Source organism: Achromobacter sp. 77 (assembly GCF_020541125.1).
GTDB lineage: Bacteria > Pseudomonadota > Gammaproteobacteria > Burkholderiales > Burkholderiaceae_B > Achromobacter > Achromobacter mucicolens.
In genome coordinates this window covers 524,939-550,657 of sequence record NZ_CP059848.1, presented here as the reverse complement: position 1 = coordinate 550,657, position 25,719 = coordinate 524,939, and the positions used below count along the sequence as shown (strand labels likewise).

Here is a 25,719-nt window from a genome sequence, read left to right as displayed (position 1 = left end):
CGCAATCCCCTCAAGCAGCACAGGGAAAACTGGCGTGGTTCATAGTTTAGGTTTAAAGTATTCGGCAAAACAAGTCTAGGGTTTTTACCACCTGCCGCCATGGACACCCTCTACCGCAACTACGATCGCGCTCAGCTGGACGTCCAGTACAACGCTCGCGCGACAGTACCCGACATCCAGCCGATACTCAAGAAATACGCCGAGGACAGCGCCACTGCCCGGCGCACGCTGGACTGCGCGCTGGACGTGCCTTTTGGCGATCATCCCGACGAATTGCTGGACATATTTCCAGCCGCCGGCGCCGCGCCCGGCAAACCCGGCGCGCCCGTCTTCGTGTTCATCCACGGCGGCTACTGGCGCCTGTTGTCCAAGAACGAGTCCAGCAACATGGCGCCCGCGTTCACCCGGGCGGGCGCGGTGGTCGTGGCGGTGAACTATTCGCTGGCCCCGGCCGTGACGCTGGACCGCATCGTCGACCAGAACCGGCGCGCGCTGGCCTGGATCCATCGCCATATCGCCCAGTACGGCGGCGACCCGGCGCGCATTCACATCTGCGGCAGCTCGGCCGGCGGCCACCTGGTCGGCGCGCTGCTGGCCAGCGGCTGGCACGCCAGTTACGACGTGCCGCCCAGCGTGGTCCGGGGCGCCGCACCCCTGTCGGGCCTGTTCGACCTGCGCCCGCTGGTGCACACGCACATCAACGAATGGATGCGCATGAGCGAGGCTGACGCCATCCGCAACAGCCCCGCGCTGCAGCTGCCGCAGGCGGGCTGCCCGCTGGTGGTCAGCTACGGCGAATCCGAAACCGACGAATTCAAGCGCCAGAGCAATGATTACCTGGCCGCCTGGCGCGAACGCGGGTTTCCCGGCAGGTATGTCCCGATGCCGGGCACCAATCACTTTGATATCGTCCTGACGCTCAACGATCCGAACAGCCCGCTGACCCAAGCCATCTTCGAACAGATGGGTCTGGCGCCCTCCTCACCACCGCATTCCCGGTAATCTTCCGAGCCATGACCGACACTCCCGACCTGGAATCCCGCGCCGCGCCCGACGACCATCACGCGCTGCGCCTGTGGCTGCGCATGCTGACCTGCGCCAATCTCATCGAAGGAGAGATCCGCAGCCGCCTGCGCAACGAATTCGACACCACCCTGCCCCGCTTCGACCTGATGGCGCAATTGCAGCGCGCGCCCAAGGGCATGAAGATGGGCGAGCTCTCGCGTCACATGATGGTGACCAACGGCAATATCACGGGCATCACCGACCAGCTCGAAAAGGAAGGGCTGGTGGTGCGGACCAAGGTTGAATCGGACCGCCGCAGCTCGCTCATCAAGCTGACCCCGCAAGGCAAGAAGAGCTTCTCGCGCATGGCGCGGGCCCACGAAAACTGGGTCAAATCCATGTTCGCCGACCTGCCCGAATCCAGCCGCAACGCGTTGTTCCAGGCGCTGGGTGAACTGAAGCTGCAGGTGGTGGCCACCCGCTCGGCGGCCAACCGCGATTAAGCGTTCTTGCGCGCCGGATCCGGGGGCCGGATTGGCGCATAATTGCCGCCATGATTCCGGTATCTCTTCCTGGCGGTAATTTCTACGTGTTGATGGCGGCCTCGCTGGCCTGCCTGTCCACGTTGCTGACCTGGCTCGCCGTCCTGGCCACCTCGCGCGGCGCGCGCGAATGGCTGGCCGTCCACCGGCGCGCCGGCACCGTGCTCATGACCTTGCTGGCGGTCGTCGGCGCCATCTTTCCGTACCAGCAGTTCAGCCAGTGGTTCGTGGCCCAGCGCGATGCGCAGGCCGACGACGCGCGCAAGACCGTGCTGGCCCAGCCCACGCAACTGGCCGGGGTGCAGATGCCCGCCGGCACCACCCTGCGGCTGGCCACGCCGGGCGACCTGGCCTCGTTTGACCGCGCCACCTTTCCCGAAGCCCATCCCGCCGAGATCCTGGGCGTGGCGGCGACCCAGCTGTTCCGCTACCCCGCGACCAGCAAGCAACCCGAAACGCTCTCCGCCGAAATCGCGCGCGACCAGGCGCTGGAGGGCTGGCTGTGCGCCCACGGCCACCGCATCGAATTCGTCGTGCATGGCGGGCATCCGCAGTTCTCCAGCTGCCACCTGGCCATCGGCAACACGCTTGACCAGCAGCCCGTGCCTGCGGGCGCCTGGCTCAAGGTCGACCCCGCCCTGCGCGGCACGCCGCTGGACAAGAGCGGGTCCGGCCCGCGCTGGCTGCTGCGCACCGAGGGCAGCGATTCCCTGACCGTGGCCAGGATTCCCTTGCTGAAGGTGGACCTGCAACTGGACGCGCAGCGCCGGATGCTGGGCTTCGAAGGCCTGGCGGCGCGCGACACCGTGCTGGGCGAGATGACTTACCCGCCGGGCACGCGCGTGCTGGCCGCCAACCCGCGCCTGCAGGGCGCGCAGCCGGGCGACCTGCTGTTCTCGCCCTCGCGCGGGCGCTCGGCGCGCCGGGCCGGCGGCGAAGACGTCCCCGCGGGCAAGTCGGTGCTGCAGGCGCCCGACGGCACCGTGCGCAGCGTGCTGAGCAACCGCGAAGCCGGTGTGCTGGACGTGGCCGCCATGCGCATCGGTCCCTGACGCGGTCGCCCCGCCCCTCGGGTTGCCGAGGGGGCCGGACACCGCCCCCGGATCCGGTGGGATAATACGAAGCTTTCCCGCACGCCGCCGTGCCTGGCGGCGGTTCCGTCCCGCTCACTCCAAGAGACGAAGTCATGGCCGTTAATCTGCAGATCCCCTCCGAGTCCGAAATTTTCCCTGTTGCCGGCGTAGAAATCGGCGTCACCGAGGCTGGCATCCGCAAGGCCAACCGGCGCGACCTGACGGTGTTCCGCCTGGCCGAAGGCACCAGCGTGGCGGGCGTCTTCACCCGCAACCGCTTTTGCGCCGCCCCGGTGCAGGTCTGCCAGGCCCACCTGGCCGGCGGCGGCCCGATCAGCGCCCTGGTCATCAATACGGGCAACGCCAACGCCGGCACCGGCGAAGAAGGCCTGAAAAAAGCCAAGGACACCTGCGACGCGCTGGGCAAGCTGCTGGGCGTGCCCGCCTCGCAGATCCTGCCGTTCTCCACCGGCGTCATCCTGGAACCCCTGCCCCTGGACCGCCTGGTCGCCGGGCTGCCCGCCGCCATCGCCGACCTGGCCGCCGACCACTGGTCCAGCGCCGCCCACGGCATCATGACCACGGACACCCTGCCCAAGATTTCGTCCGCCAAGGTGCAGATCGACGGCAAGACGGTCACCTTCACCGGCATCAGCAAGGGCGCCGGCATGATCCGTCCCAACATGGCCACCATGCTCAGCTTCCTGGCCACCGACGCCGGCATCGCCCAGCCGCTCCTGCGCAAGCTGGCCGTGGAAATCGCCGACGCCTCGTTCAACCGCATCACGGTCGACGGCGACACCTCCACCAATGACTCCTTCATCATCGCCGCCACCGGCAAGTCGGGTGTCAACGTCAACAGCGAGTCCGACGCCGCCTACGCCGCCGTGCGCGAGGCCCTGACTGCCGCCGCCCTTGATCTGGCCACCAAGATCGTGCGCGACGCCGAAGGCGCCACCAAGTTCATGACGATCCGCGTCGAAGAAGCCGGCACCACCGAGGAAGCCCTGAAGGTCGCCTACGCCGTGGCGCATTCGCCGCTGGTCAAGACCGCGTTCTTCGCGTCGGACCCCAACCTGGGCCGCATCCTGGCCGCCGTCGGCTACGCCGGCATCGACGACCTGGATGTCTCCAACATCCGCCTGTGGCTGGACGACGTGCTGGTTGCCAAGAACGGCGGCCGCAACCCCGACTACCAGGAAGCCGACGGCCAGCGCGTCATGAAGCAGGCCGAAATCTCGGTGCGCATCGCGCTGGGCCGAGGCCAAGTCAGCGACACCGTCTACACCTGCGACTTCTCGCACGAGTACGTGTCGATCAACGCCGACTACCGCTCCTGATCGACCATGACGGCAAACGAGTTCACCACCCTGATCCAGCGCGCCGAACGCGTGCTGGCGCAGCTGGAGGCCTTCCTGCCTCCGGCCCCGCCCGAGATCGACTGGTCGGCCCACGCGTTCCGCTGGCGCAAGCGCGGCGCGCGCGGCTGGCTGGACGCCGTGCGCCACGTGGCGCGCATCGACATGCAGGACCTGCAGCACATCGAGCGCCAGAAGGCCACCATCGACCGAAACACGCTGCAGTTCCTTGAAAAGAAGCCCGCCAACAACGTGCTCATGACCGGCGCGCGCGGCACCGGCAAGAGCTCGCTGGTCAAGGCCATGCTGGCCGCCTACGGCGACCGCGGCCTGCGGCTGATCGAAGTCGACAAGTCCGACCTCGGCGATCTGGCCGATATCGTCGAACTGGTGGCGGCGCGGCCCGAACGCTTCATCGTGTTCTGCGACGACCTGTCCTTCGAGGAAGGCGAAGCCGGCTACAAGGCGCTGAAATCGGTGCTGGACGGCTCGGTGTCGGCCTCGGGCGACAACGTCCTGATCTACGCCACGTCCAACCGGCGCCACCTGATGCCGGAATACATGAGCGAGAACCTGCAGGCCAAGCACCAGCCCGACGGCGAAATCCACCCCGGCGAAACCGTCGAGGAAAAGATTTCGCTGTCCGAGCGCTTCGGGCTGTGGCTGTCGTTCTACCCGTTCAAGCAGGACGACTACCTGGACATCGTGTACCACTGGCTGCGCGAACTGGGCTGCCCCGAACAGCACATCGAACCGTCGCGCACCGAGGCCCTGCAATGGACCATCGAGCGCGGCTCGCGTTCGGGCCGCGTGGCCTATCAGTTCGCGCGCGACTGGGCGGCCCGCCATGTCTGAAAAGATCGTCGACGTCGCCGCCGGCCTGATTCTGCGTCCGGACGGCAAGCTGCTTCTGGGCCAGCGCCCTGAGGGCAAGCCGTGGTCGGGCTGGTGGGAACTGCCCGGCGGCAAGCTCGAACCCGGCGAGACCGTGCTGCAGGCGCTGGCGCGCGAACTGCAAGAAGAAATCGGCATCCGTGTCACGCAGTCGCGCCCGTGGGTCACCTATGTGCACGCCTATCCCCACACCACGGTGCGCCTGGCGTTCTGCCACGTCACCGGCTGGGAAGGCGAACCGCAAAGCCTGGAAAACCAGCGCCTGGAATGGGTGGATCCGGCCAACGCGGCCGCGGTGGGCGACCTGCTGCCCGCCACCCTGCCGCCGCTGCGCTGGCTGCAGCTGCCCACCACCTATGGCATCAGCGGCATCGGCTCGCGCGCGGGCATCGCGCCGTTCCTCGGCCGGCTGGACGCGGCGCTGGCGCGCGGCGTGAAGCTGGTGCAGTTCCGAGAACCGCAATGGCCCGACGGCGTGGGCGCCAGTTCGCTGCACGAGGTGCTGCAACAGGTGGTCAAGCGTTGCCGCGCAGCCGGCGCGCGCGTGCTGGTCAACAGCATCCATCCCGTCGCCTGGTGGAAGGAAGCCGACGGCGTGCACCTGCGCACGGCCGACGCGCTGCGTCTGACCGCTCGTCCGGAATTGCCGCGCAACGCGCTGGTCGGCGTGTCCGCGCATGACAACGCGCAGGTGGTCCACGCCCGCGAACTGGGCGCGGACTTTGCCGTGCTGGGTCCCGTGCTGGACACGCCCAGCCATCCCGGCGCGCAGACGCTGGGCTGGGATGGCTTCGTGCAAGGCAACCGCGACGCGGGCATTCCGGTGTTTGCGCTGGGCGGACAATCCACCCAGACGGTCTCGCAAGCCTTGCGGCACGGCGCGCATGGCATCGCCGGCATTCGCGGCATTCTCTGACCGCTTGAGTTGCTCGCGCCTCGCCCCGCCGCGCCGCGCGCGCAATCCAACGGCCCATGCCATTCGCATGGGCCGTTTTGCATTCCGCCCGGGCGGGAAAGCGCGCATAGACCAAACGTGCGCGCCGTTGCACGCTACATCCCGAGGCCTGGCCGCCACGCGCGGCCCGGCAGGCAATCGGCATTACATCAAGGAACGCATGTCTGAAATCGCATTTGCCACGATGAGCGATCTGGCGGACGGGCTGGCGAAGGGCCGCTACAGTGCCGTGGAAGTGACGCGCCACTTCCTGGACCGGATCGACCGGGCCAACCCGGCGTTGGGCGCATTCGTCAGCGTCGACAGCGCAGGCGCGCTACGGCTTGCCGAGGCCTCCGACGCACGCCGGCGAGCCGGCTATGGGATGCTCAGCGCCCTGGACGGCATTCCCGTGGCCATCAAGGACTTGTGCGACATCCAGGGGCAGATCACCACGGCGGGCTCCGAGGCCTGGCGCGAACGGCGCGGCGGCGTCACCGCCACCGCGGTGACACGGCTGCTGAACGCGGGCATGGTGGTGCTGGGCAAGACGCACATGGTCGAATTTGCCTTTGGCGGCTGGGGCACCAATCCGGTGATGGGCACGCCCCGCAATCCGTGGGACCTGAAGCGCGCACGGGTGCCCGGCGGCTCGTCCAGCGGGTCCGGCGTCGCCGTCGCGGCCGGGCTGGCGCCCGCGGCGCTGGGGTCGGACACGGGCGGCTCGGTCCGGATTCCGGCGGCGCTCAATGGCATCACCGGCCTGAAGACCACGCGCGGACTAATCAGCCTGCACGGCGCGGTGGCGCTGTCGCCCACGCTGGACACCCTGGGCCCGCTGACCCGCGACACGCGCGACGCAATGCTGCTGACCGTGCTGATGGCCGGGTCCGATACCCATGACCCCCTGACGTTTTGCATTCCCGCCTTCAACTACCACGAGCCCTACTCCGGGCCGCAACCGCTGCGCGGCAAGCGGATCGCGCTGATGCCGGTTGCACAGCACCCCATTGCCGTGGAAGCCGATGCGCTGTCAGCCCTGGACGACGCGCGCCGCGTGTTGGCCGCGCTGGGCGCCGACGTGCAGGAAACGCCGCTGCCCTTCGATTTTCACGAGATGATGCAACGCAACGGCCAGATCATCGCCGCGGAAGCGTATGCGCTGCACCGCGGCCACATCGAGGACACGGCGCAGCCCATCGGCCAGTACGTGCGCGCCCGCGTGCTGTCGGGCAAGGGAATCTCGGCGGCCGACTACATCGGCGCGTTACAGGCGCATGCGCAGGCGCGCCGCGACTGGCTGGACTGGATGCAGGAGTTCGACGCGGTGCTGACGCCTTGCGTGCCGTTCGGCGCGCGGCAGCTGGCCGACGTCGATGAAACCGCGACGCCGCTTGCGTCGTTTACCCGCGCCGGCAACTACGTCAACGCCGCAGGACTGGCGCTGCCCGCGGGCTTCACCAGCGACGGCCTGCCGCTGGGCGTGCAGTTGCTGGGTAAGCCGAACGCGGAGGCCGTCCTGGGCCGGATTGGCATCGCATTTCAGGCGGTCACTGACTGGCACCGCCAGCGGCCGGATCTGAAGGCGGTGGGTTTGTAGGGCAGCCGCGGCTAGCGCGACGGCGCCGCCGGCGTTTGTTGCGCCGGCGTTTGCGGCGCAGCGGTTTGCGACGCAGGCACCGATGCAGGCGCCACCGCAGGCGAGGTCGCGGCGTCCGCCCGCGCCGTTTCCATGGGCGGCAGACCTTCCCAGCCGCCGCCCAGCGCGACGATCAGGTTGACGCTGGCCACGAGCCGGTTGCCAAGCAGGCTCAGGGCGTTGCGCTCGCTGTTGAGGGCGGTGGCGTCGACCACGGCCACGCTCAGGTAGTCGACCAGGCCCGCCTTGTACTGGTTCTGGATCAGGCGCAGCGATTCCCGCGCGGATTCCAGCGCGCGCCGCTGCACGATCTGCTCCTGCTCCATTACCCGCAGCTGGATCAGGTAATCCTCGACCTCGCGCAGCCCGGTCAACGCCGCCTGCCGGTAGGCCGCGGCCTGCGAGTCGTACGACGCACGGGCCTGCTCGACCTGGGCCTCGCGCGCGCCGCCGTCGAAGATCGTCAGGGCCAGCGCCGGTCCCAGCGACCAGAAGCGCGCGGGCGCCGTCAGCAGCTCGGCAAACTCGCCATTGCGGAAACCGCCGTCGGCCGACAGGGTCAGGCTGGGGAACCACGCGGCCTGCGCCACGCCGATCTGCGCGTTGGCGGCGGCGGCGCGGCGTTCGGCGGCCGCCACGTCGGGCCGGCGTTCGAGCAGTTCGGACGGCAGGCCCACGGGAATCTGCGGCAGCCGCAGCGCGAAGACGGCGGGCGGCAGACTGAACTGGGACGGCGCCAGACCCATCAGGACGGCGATCGCGTGCTCATACTGGCCGCGCTGCCAGTCCAGGTCGATGGACTGCGCGCGCGTGCTTTCCAGCTGCGTGCGCGCCACCGCCACGTCGGCTTGGCCGGCCACGCCGACCTCATAGCGGTTCTGCGTAAGCTGCAGGGATTTCTCATAGGCGGCCACGGTGGCGTCGAGCAGACGCTTCTGCTCGTCCAGCACCCGCAATTGCAGATAGGTCTGCACCAGCGCGGCCTGCGCGCTCAGCCGGGTCGCGCCCAGGTCAGCCAGGCTGGCGGCGGCGCTGGCTTCCGAGGACTCGACGCTGCGGCGCACGCGGCCCCACACGTCAAGCTCCCAGCTGACACTGCCGGTCAGCGAATACTGGTTGGATACGTTGCCGCCGGAACCGGTGGACGAACCGCTTTGCCCGCCGTTGCCGCTGCGGCTCATGCCTGCCCCCGCGCCCACGGTCGGAAAAAAGCCCGAGCGCGCGCCGCGCACCAGGCCAAGCGCCTGGCGATAGTTGGCCTCGGCCTGCGCAATGGTCTGGTTCGAGGTGTTCAGCCGGTCCACCAGGCCGTTCAGCGTGGTGTCGTCGTAAACCGTCCACCACGCGCCGCGATCGGCCTCGTCGCGCGGTTGCGCGGGCTTCCAGCCGGGCACCTCGACCTGGCCTTCCTTGTAGGCGGCGCCCACGTCGAGCGCCGGACGCTGGTAGTCGGGCCCGACCGCGCACGCGCCCAGCAGCGCGCACAGCGCAAGCGTGACCGCGGCGCGGGGAAATGAGGCGAAAGCAGACGGCGTGGTACGGATCATGTGTGTTTGATGGAAGCGGAAGCGCCGGCCCGCCCCGCGCGCCGGCGTGCGGCCCACAGGCGGAAGCGATCCAGATAAAGATAGACCACCGGGGTGGTGTACAGCGTGAGGATCTGGCTCAGCACCAGGCCGCCCACGATGGTAATGCCCAGCGGCTGGCGCATCTCGACGCCGGCGCCCGTGGCCAGCACCAACGGCAGCGCGCCGAAGATGGCCGCCATCGTGGTCATCATGATGGGCCGGAAGCGCGTCAGGCAGGCCTGGAAGATGGCGTCGCGCGGCGTCATGCCGTGGTGGCGCTCGGCGTCCAGCGCAAAGTCCACCATCATGATGGCGTTCTTCTTGACGATGCCGATGAGCAGGAACACCCCGATCAACGCGATCAAGGTGAAGTCATGGCGCACCAGCAGCAGCGCAAGCAGCGCGCCCAGGCCCGCCGACGGCAGCGTGGACAGGATGGTGAGCGGGTGGACGAAGCTTTCGTACAGGATGCCCAGCACGATGTACATGGTGACCAGCGCGGCCAGGATCAGCCAGGGCTGTTGCGACAGCGTCTGCTGCAACGCGGCGGCGGTGCCCTGAAAGCCGGCCTGGATCTGGTCGGACGGCAGGCCGATGCGGGCCACCGCGTTGTCGATCGCGGTGGTGGCCTGCCCCAGCGACACGCCAGGCGCAAGGCTGAACGAGATGGTGTCCGCCACGAACAGCCCCTGGTGACTCACGCTGAGCGGTGCATTGGCGTTTTCAAGCTTGGTGAACGCCGACAGCGGCACGCGCGCGCCATCCGCGGTGATGACTTCGACCTGGCGCAGCGACTCGATGTCCTGCGCGAACTTCGGGTCCACGCCCAGCACCACGTGATACTGGTTGAGCGGCCCGTACATGACCGACACCTGGCGCTGGCTGAAAGAATTGTTCAGCACCGTGGAGATGGTGGCCATGCTGATGCCCAGCCGCGTCGCGGCTTCCCGGTCAATGACCAGGTTGATCTCGCGGCCCCGGTCCTCGACGTCGGCGTCCACATCGGTGATCTCCGGAATCTTGGCCATCGCCTGCTGCACCTTGGGCATCCACGTGCGCAGCAGCTGCAGGTCGCCAGACATCAGGGTGTAGTCGTACGAACCCTGGCTTTGGCGCCCGCCAATGCGGATATCCTGCTGCGACACCAGGAACATGCGCGCTCCGGGCATGTTCTGCAGCTTGGCGCGCAGGCGGTTGATGACCACGTCGGCAGAGACCTTGCGCTCGTCCAGCGGCTTTAACTGGATCTGCATGAAGCTGCTGTTGCTGCCGCCACGCCCGCCGGCGTAGCCGGTCATGCTTTGCACGGCCGGATCGGCCAGCACCACCTTGCGCAGCGCCTCCAGCTTGGGCAGCGTGGCCTGGAACGACGTGCCCTGGTCCACCCGGAAAAAGCCCAGCAGCTGGCCCGTGTCCTGCTGCGGAAAAAACCCCTTGGGCACGACCGTATACAGATAGACGTTCAGGCCCACGGCGATCGCCAGCGTCAGCATCATCAGCCGGCCGTGCGCCAGCGCCCAGCCGAGCGACACGCGATAGCCGTTCTGCATCGATTCGAAGGCGCGTTCGGACCAGCGGGCCAGCCGGCCCGGCGGCTTCTGTTCCTTGGGTTCGGGCCGCAGCAGGCGCGCGCACATCATGGGCGTGAGCGTCAGCGACACCACCAGCGACACCAGGATCGACGCCGACAAGGTGACCGCGAATTCGCGGAACAGGCGCCCGACCACGCCGCCCATCAGCAGGATGGGGATGAACACCGCCACCAGCGACAGGCTCATCGACAGCACCGTGAAACCGACTTCGCGCGAGCCGCGCAGCGCGGCGCGCATTGGCGACATGCCGCGTTCGACATGACGCATGATGTTCTCGAGCACCACGATCGCGTCGTCCACGACAAAGCCGGTCGCGACGATCAATGCCATCAGCGAAATGGTGTTCAGCGTGTAGCCGCACAGGTACATGATGCAGAACGTGCCGATCAGCGACACCGGCACCGCCACGCTGGGAATGATCGCCGCCCGCCAGCGCCGCAGGAACAGCAGCACCACCAGCACCACCAGGCCCACGGCGATGATGAGCGTCAGCTCGGCCTCGTGCAGCGACGCCCGGATGCTGGGCGTGCGGTCCTGCGCGACCCGCATGTTGACGTCGGCGGGCATCAGCGCCTGCAACACGGGAAGCTGGGCGCGCACGGCGTCCACGGCTTCGATGATGTTGGCGTCGGCCTGCCGCCGCACGATCATCAGGATGGCGTTGCGATCGTTGTAGAAGCCGGTCTGGTAAAGGTCTTCGACCGAATCCTCGACGCGGGCCACGTCGGACACGCGCACCGGCCGGCCATCGCGCCAGGCCACGATCAGCGGCCGGTATTCCTCGGCGCGGCTGAGCTGGTCGCTGACCATGATCTGCCAGTGGTAGCGGTCGTTTTCCAGCACGCCCTTGGGCCGGTTGGCGTTGGCGTTGGCCAGCGTGGCGCGCAATTCGTCCAGCGACACGCCCTGATTAGCCAGCGCCCCGGGCAGCACGGTCACGCGCACGGCCGGCAGCGAGCTGCCGCCCACCGTGACCTCGCCCACCCCGTCCACCTGGGCCAGTTTCTGCGCCACGATGGTGGACGCCAGATCGTAGAGCTGGCCCTGGCTGAGCGTGTCGGAAGTCAGCGCCAGCGTCAGGATGGGCGCGTCCGACGGATTGGACTTGTGATACGTGGGATTGCTGCGCAGCCCCGTGGGCAGCAGTGACCGCGCCGCGTTGATGGCGGCCTGCACGTCGCGCGCGGCGCCGTTGATGTCGCGCGACAGGTCGAACTGCAACGTGATGCGGGTAGAGCCCTGCGAGCTGCGCGAGGTCATTTCGGTGACCCCCGCGATGCTGCCCAGCGACCGCTCCAGCGGCGTGGCGACGCTGGAGGCCATGGTCTCAGGACTGGCGCCTGGCAGGCTGGCCGACACCGAAATGGTCGGAATGTCCACCTGCGGCAAGGGCGCGACCGGCAAGAGGAAGAACGCAAGCATGCCGGCCAGCACGACCGCCAGGCTCAGCAGCGTGGTCGCCACCGGCCGGACGATGAAGGGCGCCGACAGGATCATCGGGCGGCTCCGGCCGATTGCGCGCCCGCGCCGCGCCAGCGGCGCGACATGCGATCGAACATCAGATAGATGACGGGCGTGGTGAACAGCGTCAGCACCTGCGACAGCAGCAGGCCGCCGACCATGACCAAACCGAGCGGCTGGCGCAATTCAGCGCCCGTGCCCGTCGACAGCATCAGCGGCAAGGCGCCGAACAGCGCCGCCAGCGTGGTCATCAGGATGGGACGAAAGCGCAGCAGCGCGGCCTCGTGGATGGCCTCGCGCGGCGACAGTCCGCGCTTGCGTTCGGCATCCAGCGCGAAGTCGATCATCATGATCGCGTTTTTCTTGACGATGCCGATCAGCAGGATGATCCCGATGATGCCGATCATGTCCAGCTCGGTGCCGCTGATGAGCAGCGCCAGCAGCGCCCCCACGCCCGCCGACGGCAGCGTGGACAGGATGGTGATGGGATGGATGTAGCTTTCGTACAGGACGCCAAGCACGATGTACATCGTGACCACGGCCGCCAGGATCAGCCACAGCGTGCTGGACAGCGAATTCTGGAACGCCAGCGCCGCGCCCTGGAAGCGGGTCTCGACACCGGCCGGCATGCCGATCTCGGCTTCGGCCGCCTTGATGTTCTCGACCGCGTCGGACAGCGAGGCGCCCGGCGCCAGGTTGAACGACACCGTCACCATCGGGAACTGGTCGAGCCGGTTCACGGCCAGCACCGTTCTGCCTTCGCTGATGTGCGCGACCGACGACAGCGGCACCTGCGCACCCGAGGACGTGGGCACGTGAATCTGCCCGAGCGCGCTGGGCGACATCTGGAACTGAGGCAGCACCTCGAGCACCACGCGGTACTGGTTGGACTGCGTGAAGATCGTGGAGATCAGCCGCTGGCCAAAGGCGTTGTACAGCGCCTCGTCGATGATGGCGGCGGTGATGCCCAGGCGCGAGGCGGCGTCGCGGTCGATTTCCACCCAGGTCTGCAAGCCGTCGTCCTGCAGGTCGTCGGCCACATCCATCAGGCCGGGCACGGCGCGCAGGCGGTCGACCAGCTTGGGCGTCCACTCGCTCAGCACCTTCAGGTCGGGATTGGACAGCGTCATCTGATACTGCGTGCGGCTGACGCGGTCTTCGATGGTCAGGTCCTGCACCGGCTGCATGTAGACGGTCAGGCCGTCCTGCTTGTTCAGGTTTTCCTGCAGGCGCGCCATCACCGCGCGCAGATCGCCGGTGCGCTCGGCCTGGGGCTTGAGCGAAATCTGCATGCGGCCGGCGCTGAGCGTGGCATTGCTGCCGTCCACGCCGATGAAGGACGACACGGCGGCCACGTCGGGATCCTGCAGCACCAGGCGGGCGGCGGCCTGCTGGCGCTCGGACATGGCGGCAAACGAAATGGACTGCGGCGCCTGCGTGATGGCCTGGATGAGGCCGGTGTCCTGCTGCGGAAAGAACCCCTTGGGCACCACCATGTACAGCAGCACGGTCAGCGCAAAAGTGGCCACCGCCACCACCAGCGTCAGCGTCTGGTGGCGCAGCACCACCTGCAGCATGCGGTCGTATGCGGCGATGACGCGGTCGATGAACGCGCCCGTGGCCCGATGAAAGCGCCCATGCTTCGTTTCGGATTCCGAACGCAAGAGGCGCGCGCACATCATGGGCGTGAGCGTCAGCGACACCAACAGCGAAATCAGGATGGCCACCGCCAGCGTGATCGCGAATTCGCGGAACAGCCGGCCCACGACTTCGGTCATGAAGAGCAGCGGGATCAGCACGGCGATCAGCGACAGGGTCAGCGAGATCAGCGTGAAGCCGATCTGCGACGCGCCTTTCAGCGCGGCCTGCATCGGCTTTTCGCCTTCCTCGATATGGCGGGCGATGTTCTCGATCATCACGATCGCGTCGTCCACCACGAAGCCCGTGGCGATGGTCAGCGCCATCAGCGTCAGGTTGTTGATGGAGAACCCGGACAGATACATGATGCCGAACGTGCCCACCAGCGACAGCGGCACGACGACGCTGGGAATCAGCGTGGCCGTCAGGCTGCGCAGGAACACGAACGTGACCATGACCACCAGCCCCACGGCCAGCAGCATTTCAAACTGCACGTCGGCGACCGAGTCGCGGATGGTCTGCGTGCGGTCCGACACCACCGTCACGTCCAACGTGGCGGGCAGCGCGGCGCGCAGCTGCGGCATCAGCGCCTGGATGCGGTCGACCACGTCGATCACGTTGGCGCCGGGCTGGCGCTGGATGTTCAGCAGGATGGCGGGCTTGTCGCCGGCCCATGCGGCCTGGCGCGTGTCCTCGGCCCCCTCGACCGCGCGCGCCACGTCGGCCAGCCGCAGCGGCGCGCCGTTCTTGTACGCGATGATCAGGCTGTTGTAGTCGGTGGGCGACTTGAGCTGGTCGTTGGCGTTGATGGTGGTGGAGCGCTGCGGGCCGTCCAGGTTGCCCTTGGGCTGATTGACGTTGGCGCCGACGATCGCGGTGCGCAGGTCGGTCAGCGACAGGCCGTTGGCCGCCAGCGCCTGCGGGTTCACCTGGACGCGCACCGCGGGCCGCTGCCCGCCCGCCACGCTGACCAGGCCCACGCCGGGAATCTGCGACAGCTTCTGCGCCACGCGCGTATCGACCAGGTCGCGCACCTGCGGCAGCGGCATGGTGGGAGACGTGATCGCCAGCGTCAGCACGGCCGCGTCCGCGGGATTGACCTTGTTGTAGGTGGGCGGCACCGGCAGGTCGGAAGGGAGCAGGTTCGAGGCGGCATTGATGGCCGCCTGCACCTGCTGCTCGGCCACGTCCAGCGGCAGCGTCAGATTGAATTGCAGCGTGATGACCGAGGCGCCGCCCGAACTGGTGGACGACATCTGGTTCAGGCCGGGCATCTGGCCGAATTGCCGCTCCAGTGGCGAGGTGACCAGCGAGGTCATGACGTCGGGGCTGGCCCCGGGGTACAGCGTCACGACCTGGATCGTGGGGTAGTCGACCTCGGGCAGCGCCGAGACGGGCAGGAAGCGGTAGGCGATGAGGCCCGCGATCAGGATGGCCACCATCGACAGGGTGGTGGCCACGGGGCGCAGGATGAATAGGCGCGACGGGCTCACGGCTTTCTCTGCTTACTTGGCGGCGGGCGTGGTGCCGGCCGGCGCGCCCGCGCCGAGCGACTTGTCGCGGGCGGCGGGAATGACTTCGGCGCCACCCACGATTTCCACCTTGGCGCCGGCGCGCAGGCGGTCCGTGCCTTCGGTGACGACCCGATCACCGGGCTTGAGACCTTCGTTGACGGCGACCATGCCGGCATTGATGGCGCCCAGCTTCACCGGGCGCACCGCGATCGTGTTGTCGTCCTGCACCAGGAAGACGAACGCGCCGGCCGAACCCTGCTGGACCGCGGCCGTCGGAATGGCCGTCACGTCCTTGCGGGTCAGCACGTGCAGCCGCACGTTGACGAACTGGTTGGGGAAAAGCGCATCGTCGGTGTTGTCGAAGCGGGCCTTGAGCTTGAGCGTGCCGGTCGCCACGTCGATCTGGTTGTCCAGCGTCTCGAGCGTGCCCGAGGCGATGCGGCGGGTGTCGGCGCGGTCATAGGCGTCGACGGTCAGCGTCTTGCCGGCCGCCAACTCGGCGCGCACTTCGGGCAACTGCGTTTCGGGCAGGGTGAAGACGACGGAGATGGGCTGGGTCTGGGTGATGACGACCAGCCCGTTGGTGTCCGAGCTGGACACCAGATTGCCGCGGTCGACCTGACGCAGGCCCAGGCGGCCGCTGATCGGCGCGGTGATGCGGGCGTAATCCAGTTGCAGCTTGGCATTGTCGACATTGGCCTGGTCGCTCTTGACCGTGCCTTCGTACTGGCGCACCAGCGCGGCCTGCGTGTCGACCTGCTGGCGGGCGATGGAGTCCTGCTTGAAAAGGGCCTGGTAGCGTTGCAGGTCGCGGCGGGCGTTTTCCAGCTGCGCGAGGTTCTGCATCTGCGTACCGCGCGCCTGGTCAAGCGCCACCTGGAAGGCGCGCGGGTCCACCTGGGCGAGCAGGTCGCCGGCCTTGACCTGCTGGCCTTCCTGGAAGGCGACGTCCACGAGTTCGCCACTGACGCGGCTTCGGACGGTAACGGTGTTGTAGGCGGTAACGGTGCCCAGCGACCGCAGGAAGATGTCGATGTCCTGCTGCGCGGCGGTGGCGATACGGACCGGGACAGGCATGTTGGCCATGGCGGCCACGGGCGGCCTGCCGCCTGTCCGCCCCCCCGGGCCTGCCTGCTTGGCCGACGGCCGCAGCACCACCCAGGCAATCGCCGCGACGGCAAGCAGCAGCAAGACCAGACCGACGACGCGGCGGCGGCTCCAGCGGGAGGGTGGGGATACGGGACGGCTATCGGACATGGACTCGGTTCCGGCACACTCGGAAGGAAAGCCGTATTGTCTACTAGACCGTCCCGGTTTCGGCCCTGGTCGCCGTCACCCTGAAACTACCCGCAACAGGAATCCGGGCCACGAAACCGTACGTAACTTGCGCCTAGGAACTGCACAAGGTCATCTGGAATGCCACGTCGCGGGCCACCTGCTGAGGCTTGAACTCCCCGTCCTGCGTGGAAAAACGTATCCAGATCATGTACTTATTGGCGCTGATCTCGGGAAAGACGCCCTGGGCGGGATCCACCCAGACGCGCAGAAGCTGGAACTGCTTGCCGCCCAGCATCTGCTGATAGGCGCCCTGCTCGGCCACGATGTCGGTCTTGCGGCCGGACTCGCGCAACAGGCGCAGCGCCAGCGTCAGACCGTCGTAGAGGGGAATGAAGGGCGACACCCAGGCCTGCAGGTCTGCGCAGCGGGCGGCTTCGGGCTTATTCTGCCAAGCATAGTAGGACGGCATGTCGACCTGCGTGGCGCTGCCGGGCATCGACAACCGGCCGCGCAGGCTGGTCAGCCATTCGTTCTCGCGCAGCGACTGGCCGGTCTTGCCGGGTGCCGCCAGCGCGCTGGCCACCTTTTCCATTTCGCGCAGCATGCTTTCCAGCGCGTCCTGCGCAACGCCAGGATGGTCGCGCAGTCCGACCAGCGCCAGGCGCTGGCGTTCAAGGTCCTGGAGGATCGCCCCCTTCACGTCGGTGCGTTCGCAAGCATCGAGCAGATCGAACAATGACGTGACGGCAACCTGATGCTGGCGTGAGTCGCCCTCGCGAGCAAAGAAGAAGAGCCTGTCGAACAGGTATTCCAGCCGCAGATAAGCACGGATGCGCTCATTGAAGGGGTATTCGTAAACGATCACGCTTTTTTACAGGCCCTATCAGTGGTTGGCCGGCGGGCCAAGAATTTTCAGGGGTGCCGGCAGCCGCTGGCTTACCGGCCCGTGGTGGTCGCCAGCGCCAGCCAGCGGTCATGCAGGGTCAACGCCCGCGCGCGCAATTGATCCGGCGTGGTCGTTGCGTCGTTGAGTATGACGTCGTCCGCGACCTCCAACCGGCGTGCCCGCGCAGCCTGTGCCGCCATGATACGCCGGATGTCCTGCTCCGTCAGCCCGCTGCGCTGCTGCACGCGGGCCACCTGCGTCTCGGGGTCGCAGTCCACCACGCAGATACGATCTACGCGATCGCGCCAACGGTCCAGGGACTCGACCAATAGGGGCACCACAAAGACCAGATACGATCCTTTAGCGGTCGCCGCCTGACGTTCCGTTTCGCGGCCGATGACCGGATGCAGCACGGCCTCAAGCCGCAGGCGGACCTGCGGATCGGCGAATGCCTGCGCGCGCATCCATGCGCGGTCCAGCGCGCCGTCGGGCGTCAAGGCCTCGCGGCCGAATTCGCGTTCGATCGCCGGCATGGCGGCGCCGCCCGCGGCGGTCAGCGCGCGCGCGATCTCGTCGGTGTCGACCAGGGCCGCGCCCCACTCGGCCAGCATGTCCGCCACGCGGGACTTGCCCGAACCAATGCCGCCCGTCAGACCAATCTTGAACATGCGCCTTTCCTCATGTACTCATGAATTGCAATACGCCATGCTCGCCGCCCAATAGCAGCATGACCAGCCCGGCCAGCGCCAGATAGGGTCCGAAGGGCAAGGGCTGGCCGCGCCGGGCGCGGCCGGTCAGCGTCAATGCGCCGCCAATCAGCACGCCCACCAGCGATGCGCTCAGAAGCAGCATCGGCAAGGCTTCGATGCCGAACCACGCGCCCAGCGCGGCCAGCAGCTTGAAGTCGCCCTGCCCCATGCCTTCGCGCCCGGTCAGCAGGCGGAACACATGAAAGATAACCCACAGGAACAGGTATCCCGCCACGGCCCCGACCACCGCCATCTGCACGCTGGCGAACGCATCGAAGAGGTTCACCAGCAGACCCGCCCACACCAGCGGCTGGGTCAGCACATCGGGCAGCAGCGTCGTTTCGAAATCGATCCAGGCCAGCGCCACCAGCGTGGCCGACAGGCCCATGGCGGCAAGCGCGATCGGCGTCGCGCCAAAGCGCAGCGCGCAGCCGGCAAAGAGCGCGCAGGTCAGCAGTTCGATGACGGGATAGCGCCAGCCGATGGGCGCATGGCAGGCGGCGCACCGGCCGCGCAGCAATAGCCAGCCGAGCAGGGGAATCCGCGCCATGCGGTCCAGGGGCGCCTCGCAGGCGGGGCAATGCGAGGCCGGCGACAGCAAGCCATAGTGGCCGGGCGGCCGCGGCTTGCCGGCCGCGTCCATGCACTGCGCCTGCCACTCGCGCTCCATCATGCGCGGCAGCCGATGGGTCAGCACCGTCAGCCAGTTGCCCACGAACAAGCCGGCCAGCGCCGCCGCGCCAATGAAGACGCCCAGGGGCAGATCAAGGATTTGCCACATCGCCGTCACCGCCCCGCGTGGCCCGGACACGGCTGCCCATCCGACAGGCCGGCGATGGCGCAAGGGATGAGGGGCCGCGCGCGGCCATGTCGTAATTTGTGCATAAAGTGCGGCAGATGCCCGGGAACGGCTAAGGGGAACGTATCGAATCTTCGCATAAGTGCGTAAAATCGGAGACAGACTCAATTCACGGATAAGCTGCCATGGCCGCGCGCGTCGATATCGTTTCCCGCTCCCCCAAACTCGGCGTCATGGGGCTGCTGTTAGCGGGCGCCGTGATAGGCGCTACCGGCTGCGCCAAGCAGAAGGCCGAAGGCTACTACGACCTGCCGGCGGAAAGCACCGTGACCGACGCGCAGTACCAGGGCTCGGGCGCCGGCTACCGCAACATCATCCGCGCGCCGTCGCAAGTGCAAATCGAGCTCAAGCCCGACGCGCGCCGCCAGCAGAACCAGAACCAGCAGGCCGTTGCCGCGGGCCAGACCACCGAAGACGGCCAGCCCGTGCCCGAAGGCGCCGAAGGCGGCTCGGGCGGATCGGGCAAATCGGCGCCTGCTCCCGCCGCGGCGCCTGCCGCTGCGCCCAGCGGCATCACCCACAGCCTGGTGCCGCAGCCTCAGACCTACATGGGCACGCTGCCGTGTTTCTCGCCCGCCATGCAATGCACGGCCCAGCGCGTGACGCTGACGCTGGCCCCCAATGGCCGCTGGCGCGGCCGCACCGCCTACCTGGACAACGATCCCAAAAAGGGTCCGCCCGTGTCCGAGCAAGGCTGCTGGGACGCCACCGACGAACGTCCGCCGCGCGTCATCCTGATGGACGGCCAGGGCAACGTCCGGGTGGAATTCCTGGTTGCGGCCAACAACGTGCTGCGCGTGCGCTCGATTGGCGGCCAGACGCCCAACCTGAACTACAACCTGACCCGCCAGCCGGATCTGGACCCCATCGACGAGCTGGCAAACGCCGCCGCCCCCAAGTGCCCCTGATCGCAAGGCTGTCCGCCCGCGGCGACTGAACGTCGCCGGAGACTAGGCCGCCGCACCCCTTCCCGGGCCTGACGAACACCCTGTTCGTCAGGCCCGAATTCATTGGGCGACGGCATTGGGGCGGCGCGGCAAGCACGCCGACCACGACAGGCGCGACGGGCGCGACGGGCGCGACAGACGCGACGGACGCAACGGGCGCGACGGACGCGACAGGCCAGACAGGCGCGGCAGGCCTGGCGGCAACGTCAGGGAGGCACGGGTTTTGATGGGCAAGCGCCGTAGGCACCAGCGGGTTCGTGCAGCATCTGGGCCGGCGCGCTGGCACCGCCCGGAGGCGGCATCGGGCTGGGGCGCCACTGCGCGCCCGGGACGGGCGAGGCGCCTGACTGCCCGTGCGCACACAACCGGCACGCAAGCTGCATGGCGTTGCGGGCGCCGAGTTTGGCGAAGATGCGGGCGCGATGGGCCTCGACCGTGCGCAGGGAGATGCCCAGGTCGATGGCGATGACCTTGTTGGCCCGCCCGGCCGCCACGTAATCGACGATCTGGCGTTCGCGGGCGGTCAGGGAGGACAGGACGGCGTCGAGTTCGGGGTGAGGAAAAGACATGGGGCAGCTCGCTTGCAATGTAGGATTGCAAACAGTCTGCCCCGGTGTCACAGCCGGCGTAAGCTGACAATTCTGATAGGGGGTGACCAAAACACCCCGCATCATGCGCCCGCGGCTAGCCCGCCTTCCGCCTGCCTCAGGCGGTGTAGTCCAGTTCCAGGTTGTCGATCAGCCGCGTGGCGCCCAGCTTGGCGGCAGCCAGCACCACGACGGGTTCGCCGGCCTGCAGGTCCGCGGCCTCGGGGCGCTTCAGATCGCGCTGGCGGCGCAGGGCCACGTAATCCACCTTCCAGCCGCGCTGCGTCAGACGCTGGACGGCGTCGTTCTCCAGCGCGGCGGCGTCGCGCTCACCCCGGGCCAGGCGGCGGCCGATCTCTTGCAGTTCGGCGTACAGCGCCGGCGCTTCGGCACGTTCGGCCTCGCTCAGGTAGCGGTTGCGCGAGGACAGCGCCAGCCCGTCGTCCGCGCGCACGGTTTCATGCGCCAGCACCTCGACGGGCAACTGGAACTGGCGGCACATGTTGCGCACCACCATCAGCTGCTGGTAGTCCTTCTTGCCGAACACGGCCACGCGCGGCTGCACGCACGAGAACAGCTTGAGCACGACCGTGCTGACCCCGGCGAAAAACCCCGGACGGAACTCGCCCTCCAGGATGTCGCCCAGGTCGTCGGGCGGCTGGATGCGGAAATTCTGCGGTTCCGGGTACATCTCGCGCTCGTTCGGCGCGAACAGCACGTAGACGTCGCGCGCCGCTTCAAGCTTTTCGATGTCGGCGGCCAGGGTGCGCGGATACTGATCGAAGTCCTCGTTCGGGCCGAATTGCAGGCGGTTCACGAAGATGCTGGCCACGACGGGATCACCGTGCTGGCGCGCCAGCTTCATGAGCGCGAGGTGGCCTTCGTGCAGGTTGCCCATGGTGGGCACGAACGACACGCGATTCTGTCCGCGCAGGTGATCGCGCAATTCCTGGATGGTGTGTACGACTTTCAAGGGAAATCTCCGGGGGAGTGGCGCCCGGTCAGGATCAGGCCGCGACCGCTGCCACGCTGGTATACGCCAGGCGCACGTAGATGGGAGCATAAGGCTCCGCCTGCGTGATCTCCAGCAGCGATTCGCGCGCCAGTTCGAGCATGGCGATGAAATGCACGACAACGACCGCGGCGGGCGCGCCCTCGCGGACGCGCTCCATGAACAGGTCGCCGAATTCCATGAAACGCACGTCGTTCAGGCGGCGCAGGATGTGCGTCATGTGATCGCGCACCGACAACTGCTCGCGGGTGATGTGGTGGTGCTGGTTCAGCTTGGCCCGCTTCATGATGTCGGCCCACGCGGCGCGCAGGTCGTCCACGCTGACGTCCGGCAGCGCGCGCTCGACGCTCAGGTCGGCCACGGCCTGGCTGCTGACGAAATCGCGGCCCAGCTGCGGTAGCTTGTCCAGCTTCTGGGCGGCTAGCTTCATCTGCTCGTATTCGAGCAGGCGGCGCACCAGTTCGGCGCGCGGATCCTCGGGCTCTTCGCCGGTGTCGGTCTTTTTGACCGGCAGCAGCATGCGCGACTTGATCTCGATGAGCATGGCCGCCATCAAGAGATATTCGGCGGCCAGTTCGAGGTTGGTGATGCGGATCTGATCCACGTACGACAGGTACTGCCGCGTGACATCCGCCATGGGGATGTCCAGAACGTTGAAGTTCTGCTTGCGGATCAGGTAAAGCAACAGGTCCAGCGGCCCTTCGAAGGCTTCGAGAAAGACTTCCAGCGCATCCGGCGGAATGTACAGATCCGTCGGCATCTGGAACAGCGGCTCGCCGTACAGACGCGCAAACGCCACGCTATCGATGGTGTCGGGCGTGCTGTCGACGGACGGTTCCACTAGCTTGGCCAGGGCGTCGCCCGGCACCGAGGGGTTCTGGACCATGTGTGCCGCAAAAGTATCAGTCGGCCTGATACACGTACGGCTTTTGCGCCACGCGGGCCGCGCGGAAGCCTTCGAGCAGTTCCTGGTCCTGCTGCTTGTCCCAGAGACGGGCGCGTCCCTCGCGCTGGCGCTCTTCCGTGCCAGGGTGGGATTTCTTGTAGTCCTTCAGGAACTGGGTGATCTCGGATTCGTAGTTGGTCGCCATGGCACCAATTTCATTAGGTTGCAGATGTCGCGAGTTTACTTCACGGCGGCCGGATCCCCGGCGTTACAATCGTCAGGCTCTCATTGCAGCCTTCCGACATGTCCGCAGAATCCGCAGCCGCAGCCAATCCCGCTCCGCCCTCAACCCCGGACGCGGTGCGCGCGGCGCGCATGATCCCCTTCATCGTGGGGTGCGCGCTCTTCATGCAGATGCTGGACGCCACGGTCGTGGCGACCGCCCTGCCCGCCATGGCCCGGGCCCTGGGGTCCACCCCCGTGCGGCTCAACGTGGCCATCACGTCCTACCTGCTGGCCGTCGCCGTCTTCGTGCCCATCAGCGGCTGGGCGGCCGACCGCTACGGCGCCCGGCGCGTCTTCATCACCGCGATTGGCCTGTTCACGCTCAGTTCCGTCGCCTGCGCCCTGTCGCAGGATCTGCAACAGCTCGTGCTGGCGCGGATCGTGCAGGGCATGGCGGGTGCCATGATGGTGCCCGTGGGGCGGATCATCCTCTTGCGCACCGTGCCCAAGCAGGATCTGCTCAAGGCCATGTCCTTCCTGTCCATTCCGGCGCTGCTGGGACCGGTGATCGGACCGCCGCTGGGCGGCTTCATGGTCACGTACATGTCGTGGCACTGGATCTTCCTGATCAACATCCCGATCGGCATCCTGGGCATCTTCCTGGTCCTGCGCTTTGTCGCGGAAATCCGCGAAACCGGCACGCCCCGCCTGGACTGGATCGGCTTCCTGCTCAGTTCGGTGTGCCTGGCCACCCTGGTCAGCGGCTTCGAGGCCATCGGCCGCGACGTCATGCCGCTGCCCATCCTGCTCAGCCTCATCGGCGTGGGCATCGTCTGCGGGCTGCTGTACGGCGTGCACGCGCGGCGCACCGAACATCCCATCATCGACCTGTCCCTGATGCGGATTCCCACCTTCGCCATCTCCACGCTGGGCGGCAACCTGTGCCGCTTCGCCGTCGGCGCCACGCCCTTCCTCCTGGCCATGCTGCTGCAGGTAGGCTTTGGGCTGTCGCCGTTCTCGGCCGGCCTCATCACCTTCGCCAGCGCCGCCGGCGCGCTGCTGATGAAATTCGTCGCCACGCCCATCGTGCAGCGCTTCGGCTTTCGCCGCGTGCTGACCCTGAACGCCATCCTGACCGGCGGCTTCATCATCGTCTGCGGCGCCTTCAACCCGGCCACGCCCGTCTGGCTGATGATCGCCATCCTGCTGGTGGGCGGCTTCTTCCGGTCGTTGCAGTTCACCGGGGTAAATACGCTAACCTATGCCGACATCCCGCCCGCCAAGATGAGCCGCGCCAGCAGCTTCTCAGCCATGGCGCAGCAACTGGGCATCACGCTGGGCGTCGGGGTGGCCGCGGTCACGCTGAACATCAGCATGTCGCTGCGCGGCGCCGAAACGCTGGCCATCAGCGACGTGGTCGCCGGCTTCGTCGTCATCGGCCTGCTGTGCATGGCATCGACCTTCTCCTTTAGACGCCTCGACCCGCTGGCCGGGGCACACCTGAACGGCGCGAAAAACAGTGACGACGAATGAATTTGTCCTAGCCCTGGACCAGGGCACGACCAGCTCCCGAGCCATCGTCTTTGACCGCGAAGGCGTCGTGCGCGGCGTTGGCCAACGCGAATTCCGCCAGCACTATCCGCGTCCGGGCTGGGTCGAGCACGACGCCAACGAGATCTGGCACAGCCAGCTCGACGTCGCCCGCGAAGCCTTGCGCAACGCCGGCGCGACCGCCGCCGACATCGCCGCCATCGGCATCACCAACCAGCGCGAAACCACCCTCATCTGGGAACGCGCCACCGGCCGTCCGCTTGCCCGCGCCATCGTCTGGCAAGACCGCCGCACCGCGCCCCTGTGCGACAAGCTCCGCCAGGACGGCCATGGGGACTTCCTGCAGGCGCGCACCGGCCTGGTCGTCGACGCCTACTTCTCCGGCACCAAGCTCGCCTGGCTGCTGGACCACGTGCCCGGCGCGCGCAGCATGGCCGAACGCGGCGAACTGGCCTTCGGCACCGTCGACACCTGGCTCATCTGGCAACTGACCGGCGGCGCCGTCCACAGCACAGACCCCAGCAACGCCTCGCGCACCATGCTCTTCGACCTGCACACGCAGGACTGGAACGACGACATCCTGGCGCTGCTCAACATCCCGCGCAGCGTGCTGCCCCAGATTGCGCCCAGCAGCGCCATCGTCGGCGACGCCTTGCCCGAATGGCTGGGCGGCTCCGTGCCCATCGCCGGCGTCGCGGGCGACCAGCAGGCCGCCACCTTCGGCCAGGCCTGCTTCAAGCCCGGCATGGCCAAGAACACCTACGGCACCGGCTGCTTCATGCTCATGAACGTCGGCGACAAACCCGTCGAATCGCGCAACAACCTCTTGTCCACCGTCGGCTGGGGCCTGCCCCAACCCGGCCACGACAAATGGAAGCCCGCCTACATGCTGGAAGGCGGCGTCTTCGTCGCCGGCGCAGCCGTCCAATGGCTGCGCGACGGCCTGGGCATCATCCAGCGCTCCGAAGACATCGAATCCCTGGCCGCCAGCGTCTCCGACACCGACGACGTCTTCATGGTCCCCGCCTTCGCCGGCCTGGGCGCCCCCCACTGGGACCCCTACGCCCGCGGCACCCTCGTCGGCCTGACCCGCGGCACCACCCGCGCCCACATCGCCCGCGCCACGCTGGAATCCATCGCCCTGCAAAGCGCGGAACTACTCACCTGCATGAACGCCGACAGCGGCATCGCCCTGACGGAACTGCGCGTCGACGGCGGCGCCGCCCGCAACGACCTGCTGATGCAGATGCAGGCTGACATTCTGGGCGTTCCGGTCGTGCGTCCGCGCGTTCCAGAGTCCACTGCGTTGGGCGCTGCAGGCCTGGCTGGTTTGGCCGTTGGTTTCTGGTCGAACCAGGATGAATTCGCATCGAAGTGGCAGGCTGAACGCACGTTCAACCCGACCTGGCCGGAATCTGTCCGGCAAGCGCGGATGAAGCGGTGGCGGCAGGCCGTGGAATTGTCGAAAGGCTGGTCGGCTGGGGCGGGGAAGTAAGGCTCTCGAGCAGGATTGAGCAAGGG

Annotated in this window: 20 protein-coding genes and 1 pseudogene; 10 read left to right on the top strand and 11 right to left on the bottom strand. The window is 67.7% G+C overall.

The features are described from left to right. Nucleotides 1-99: 99 nt before the first annotated feature. The 7 genes from H4P35_RS02470 (at nt 100) to H4P35_RS02440 (ending at nt 7,406) form a co-directional block, all read left to right on the top strand. Entirely contained in the window at nt 100-1,002 is a 903-nt protein-coding gene (locus tag H4P35_RS02470) for an alpha/beta hydrolase (RefSeq protein WP_226847940.1), read from the top strand. A gap of 11 nt (nt 1,003-1,013) precedes the next feature. Further along, nucleotides 1,014-1,508: a MarR family winged helix-turn-helix transcriptional regulator gene (locus tag H4P35_RS02465; RefSeq protein WP_056327479.1), complete on the top strand. Its 495-nt coding sequence runs from the start codon at nt 1,014-1,016 to the stop codon at nt 1,506-1,508. Nucleotides 1,509-1,558: 50 nt separating this feature from the next. Beyond that, nucleotides 1,559-2,599 carry a hypothetical protein gene (locus H4P35_RS02460; protein ID WP_226847938.1) on the top strand — a complete coding sequence of 347 codons (1,041 nt, stop codon included), beginning with the start codon at nt 1,559-1,561 and terminating at the stop codon, nt 2,597-2,599. A 134-nt stretch (nt 2,600-2,733) separates the two neighbouring features. Next, nucleotides 2,734-3,960 (top strand): bifunctional glutamate N-acetyltransferase/amino-acid acetyltransferase ArgJ, encoded by a 1,227-nt coding sequence (gene argJ / locus H4P35_RS02455; RefSeq protein WP_226847936.1) that lies wholly within the window; start codon nt 2,734-2,736, stop codon nt 3,958-3,960. Nucleotides 3,961-3,966: 6 nt separating this feature from the next. Next, complete coding sequence (locus tag H4P35_RS02450; RefSeq protein WP_056327484.1) at nt 3,967-4,833, top strand: ATP-binding protein; 867 nt, start codon at nt 3,967-3,969, stop codon at nt 4,831-4,833. Further along, complete coding sequence (locus H4P35_RS02445; protein WP_226847935.1) at nt 4,826-5,788, top strand: Nudix family hydrolase; 963 nt, start codon at nt 4,826-4,828, stop codon at nt 5,786-5,788. The genes H4P35_RS02450 and H4P35_RS02445 overlap by 8 nt, the downstream gene beginning before the upstream one ends. 199 nt (nt 5,789-5,987) lie before the next feature. Continuing rightward, the gene (locus tag H4P35_RS02440; RefSeq protein WP_226847934.1) at nt 5,988-7,406 is read left to right on the top strand and encodes an amidase; all 1,419 of its coding nucleotides are present in this window, start codon (nt 5,988-5,990) and stop codon (nt 7,404-7,406) included. A gap of 11 nt (nt 7,407-7,417) precedes the next feature. Here H4P35_RS02440 and H4P35_RS02435 read toward each other — a convergent pair whose 3' ends face one another. From H4P35_RS02435 to H4P35_RS02405, 7 genes and pseudogenes are all read right to left on the bottom strand, one after another. After that, nucleotides 7,418-8,992: an efflux transporter outer membrane subunit gene (locus H4P35_RS02435; protein WP_226847932.1), complete on the bottom strand. Its 1,575-nt coding sequence runs from the start codon at nt 8,990-8,992 to the stop codon at nt 7,418-7,420. Further along, nucleotides 8,989-12,102, bottom strand: a complete 3,114-nt coding sequence (locus tag H4P35_RS02430; protein ID WP_226847930.1) for a multidrug efflux RND transporter permease subunit — start codon at nt 12,100-12,102, stop codon at nt 8,989-8,991. Before H4P35_RS02430 ends, H4P35_RS02435 begins: the two co-directional genes overlap by 4 nt. Then, nucleotides 12,099-15,197 carry an MdtB/MuxB family multidrug efflux RND transporter permease subunit gene (locus H4P35_RS02425; protein ID WP_217619017.1) on the bottom strand — a complete coding sequence of 1,033 codons (3,099 nt, stop codon included), beginning with the start codon at nt 15,195-15,197 and terminating at the stop codon, nt 12,099-12,101. The genes H4P35_RS02430 and H4P35_RS02425 overlap by 4 nt, the downstream gene beginning before the upstream one ends. A gap of 12 nt (nt 15,198-15,209) precedes the next feature. Further along, complete coding sequence (locus tag H4P35_RS02420) at nt 15,210-16,475, bottom strand: MdtA/MuxA family multidrug efflux RND transporter periplasmic adaptor subunit (RefSeq protein ID WP_180100394.1); 1,266 nt, start codon at nt 16,473-16,475, stop codon at nt 15,210-15,212. A gap of 133 nt (nt 16,476-16,608) precedes the next feature. Continuing rightward, entirely contained in the window at nt 16,609-17,361 is a 753-nt protein-coding gene (gene zapD / locus H4P35_RS02415; RefSeq protein WP_128829849.1) for a cell division protein ZapD, read from the bottom strand. A gap of 46 nt (nt 17,362-17,407) precedes the next feature. After that, a pseudogene (coaE, locus tag H4P35_RS02410) lies at nt 17,408-18,050 on the bottom strand (dephospho-CoA kinase); the annotation flags it as partial. 10 nt (nt 18,051-18,060) lie between these two features. Then, nucleotides 18,061-18,912 carry an A24 family peptidase gene (locus H4P35_RS02405; protein WP_226847927.1) on the bottom strand — a complete coding sequence of 284 codons (852 nt, stop codon included), beginning with the start codon at nt 18,910-18,912 and terminating at the stop codon, nt 18,061-18,063. 203 nt (nt 18,913-19,115) lie between these two features. On the opposite strand from H4P35_RS02405, the gene H4P35_RS02400 reads away from it, so the two are divergent. After that, nucleotides 19,116-19,898 carry a copper resistance protein NlpE N-terminal domain-containing protein gene (locus H4P35_RS02400; RefSeq protein WP_180100397.1) on the top strand — a complete coding sequence of 261 codons (783 nt, stop codon included), beginning with the start codon at nt 19,116-19,118 and terminating at the stop codon, nt 19,896-19,898. A 245-nt stretch (nt 19,899-20,143) separates the two neighbouring features. Here the strand turns inward: H4P35_RS02400 and H4P35_RS27225 are convergent, their stop codons facing one another. The 4 genes from H4P35_RS27225 to H4P35_RS02380 all read right to left on the bottom strand — a co-directional run bounded on the left by H4P35_RS27225 (nt 20,144) and on the right by H4P35_RS02380 (nt 22,627). Beyond that, nucleotides 20,144-20,506 (bottom strand): response regulator transcription factor, encoded by a 363-nt coding sequence (locus tag H4P35_RS27225; RefSeq protein ID WP_276558163.1) that lies wholly within the window; start codon nt 20,504-20,506, stop codon nt 20,144-20,146. 136 nt (nt 20,507-20,642) lie between these two features. After that, the gene (panC, locus tag H4P35_RS02390) at nt 20,643-21,497 is read right to left on the bottom strand and encodes a pantoate--beta-alanine ligase (RefSeq protein WP_056327503.1); all 855 of its coding nucleotides are present in this window, start codon (nt 21,495-21,497) and stop codon (nt 20,643-20,645) included. A 34-nt stretch (nt 21,498-21,531) separates the two neighbouring features. Beyond that, the gene (locus H4P35_RS02385) at nt 21,532-22,422 is read right to left on the bottom strand and encodes a ScpA family protein (RefSeq protein WP_056327505.1); all 891 of its coding nucleotides are present in this window, start codon (nt 22,420-22,422) and stop codon (nt 21,532-21,534) included. Nucleotides 22,423-22,438: 16 nt separating this feature from the next. Then, entirely contained in the window at nt 22,439-22,627 is a 189-nt protein-coding gene (locus H4P35_RS02380) for a DUF3460 family protein (protein WP_056327507.1), read from the bottom strand. A gap of 98 nt (nt 22,628-22,725) precedes the next feature. Here H4P35_RS02380 and H4P35_RS02375 point away from each other — a divergent pair, with 98 nt between their 5' ends. Both H4P35_RS02375 and glpK read left to right on the top strand, forming a co-directional pair. Further along, the gene (locus tag H4P35_RS02375; protein WP_062840234.1) at nt 22,726-24,180 is read left to right on the top strand and encodes a DHA2 family efflux MFS transporter permease subunit; all 1,455 of its coding nucleotides are present in this window, start codon (nt 22,726-22,728) and stop codon (nt 24,178-24,180) included. Further along, the gene (gene glpK / locus H4P35_RS02370; protein ID WP_226847925.1) at nt 24,167-25,693 is read left to right on the top strand and encodes a glycerol kinase GlpK; all 1,527 of its coding nucleotides are present in this window, start codon (nt 24,167-24,169) and stop codon (nt 25,691-25,693) included. The genes H4P35_RS02375 and glpK overlap by 14 nt, the downstream gene beginning before the upstream one ends. The last annotated feature ends 26 nt before the right edge of the window (nt 25,694-25,719 follow it).

Bases quoted from the DNA above. Each gene is read 5' to 3' on its own strand.
- H4P35_RS02470 (WP_226847940.1), top strand. From the start codon at position 100: ATGGACACCCTCTACCGCAACTACGATCGCGCTCAGCTGGACGTCCAG.
- H4P35_RS02465 (WP_056327479.1), top strand. From the start codon at position 1,014: ATGACCGACACTCCCGACCTGGAATCCCGCGCCGCGCCCGACGACCAT.
- H4P35_RS02460 (WP_226847938.1), top strand. From the start codon at position 1,559: ATGATTCCGGTATCTCTTCCTGGCGGTAATTTCTACGTGTTGATGGCG.
- argJ (WP_226847936.1), top strand. From the start codon at position 2,734: ATGGCCGTTAATCTGCAGATCCCCTCCGAGTCCGAAATTTTCCCTGTT.
- H4P35_RS02450 (WP_056327484.1), top strand. From the start codon at position 3,967: ATGACGGCAAACGAGTTCACCACCCTGATCCAGCGCGCCGAACGCGTG.
- H4P35_RS02445 (WP_226847935.1), top strand. From the start codon at position 4,826: ATGTCTGAAAAGATCGTCGACGTCGCCGCCGGCCTGATTCTGCGTCCG.
- H4P35_RS02440 (WP_226847934.1), top strand. From the start codon at position 5,988: ATGTCTGAAATCGCATTTGCCACGATGAGCGATCTGGCGGACGGGCTG.
- H4P35_RS02435 (WP_226847932.1), bottom strand. From the start codon at position 8,992: ATGATCCGTACCACGCCGTCTGCTTTCGCCTCATTTCCCCGCGCCGCG.
- H4P35_RS02430 (WP_226847930.1), bottom strand. From the start codon at position 12,102: ATGATCCTGTCGGCGCCCTTCATCGTCCGGCCGGTGGCGACCACGCTG.
- H4P35_RS02420 (WP_180100394.1), bottom strand. From the start codon at position 16,475: ATGTCCGATAGCCGTCCCGTATCCCCACCCTCCCGCTGGAGCCGCCGC.
- H4P35_RS02405 (WP_226847927.1), bottom strand. From the start codon at position 18,912: ATGTGGCAAATCCTTGATCTGCCCCTGGGCGTCTTCATTGGCGCGGCG.
- H4P35_RS02400 (WP_180100397.1), top strand. From the start codon at position 19,116: ATGGCCGCGCGCGTCGATATCGTTTCCCGCTCCCCCAAACTCGGCGTC.
- H4P35_RS27225 (WP_276558163.1), bottom strand. From the start codon at position 20,506: ATGTCTTTTCCTCACCCCGAACTCGACGCCGTCCTGTCCTCCCTGACC.
- H4P35_RS02385 (WP_056327505.1), bottom strand. From the start codon at position 22,422: ATGGTCCAGAACCCCTCGGTGCCGGGCGACGCCCTGGCCAAGCTAGTG.
- H4P35_RS02380 (WP_056327507.1), bottom strand. From the start codon at position 22,627: ATGGCGACCAACTACGAATCCGAGATCACCCAGTTCCTGAAGGACTAC.
- H4P35_RS02375 (WP_062840234.1), top strand. From the start codon at position 22,726: ATGTCCGCAGAATCCGCAGCCGCAGCCAATCCCGCTCCGCCCTCAACC.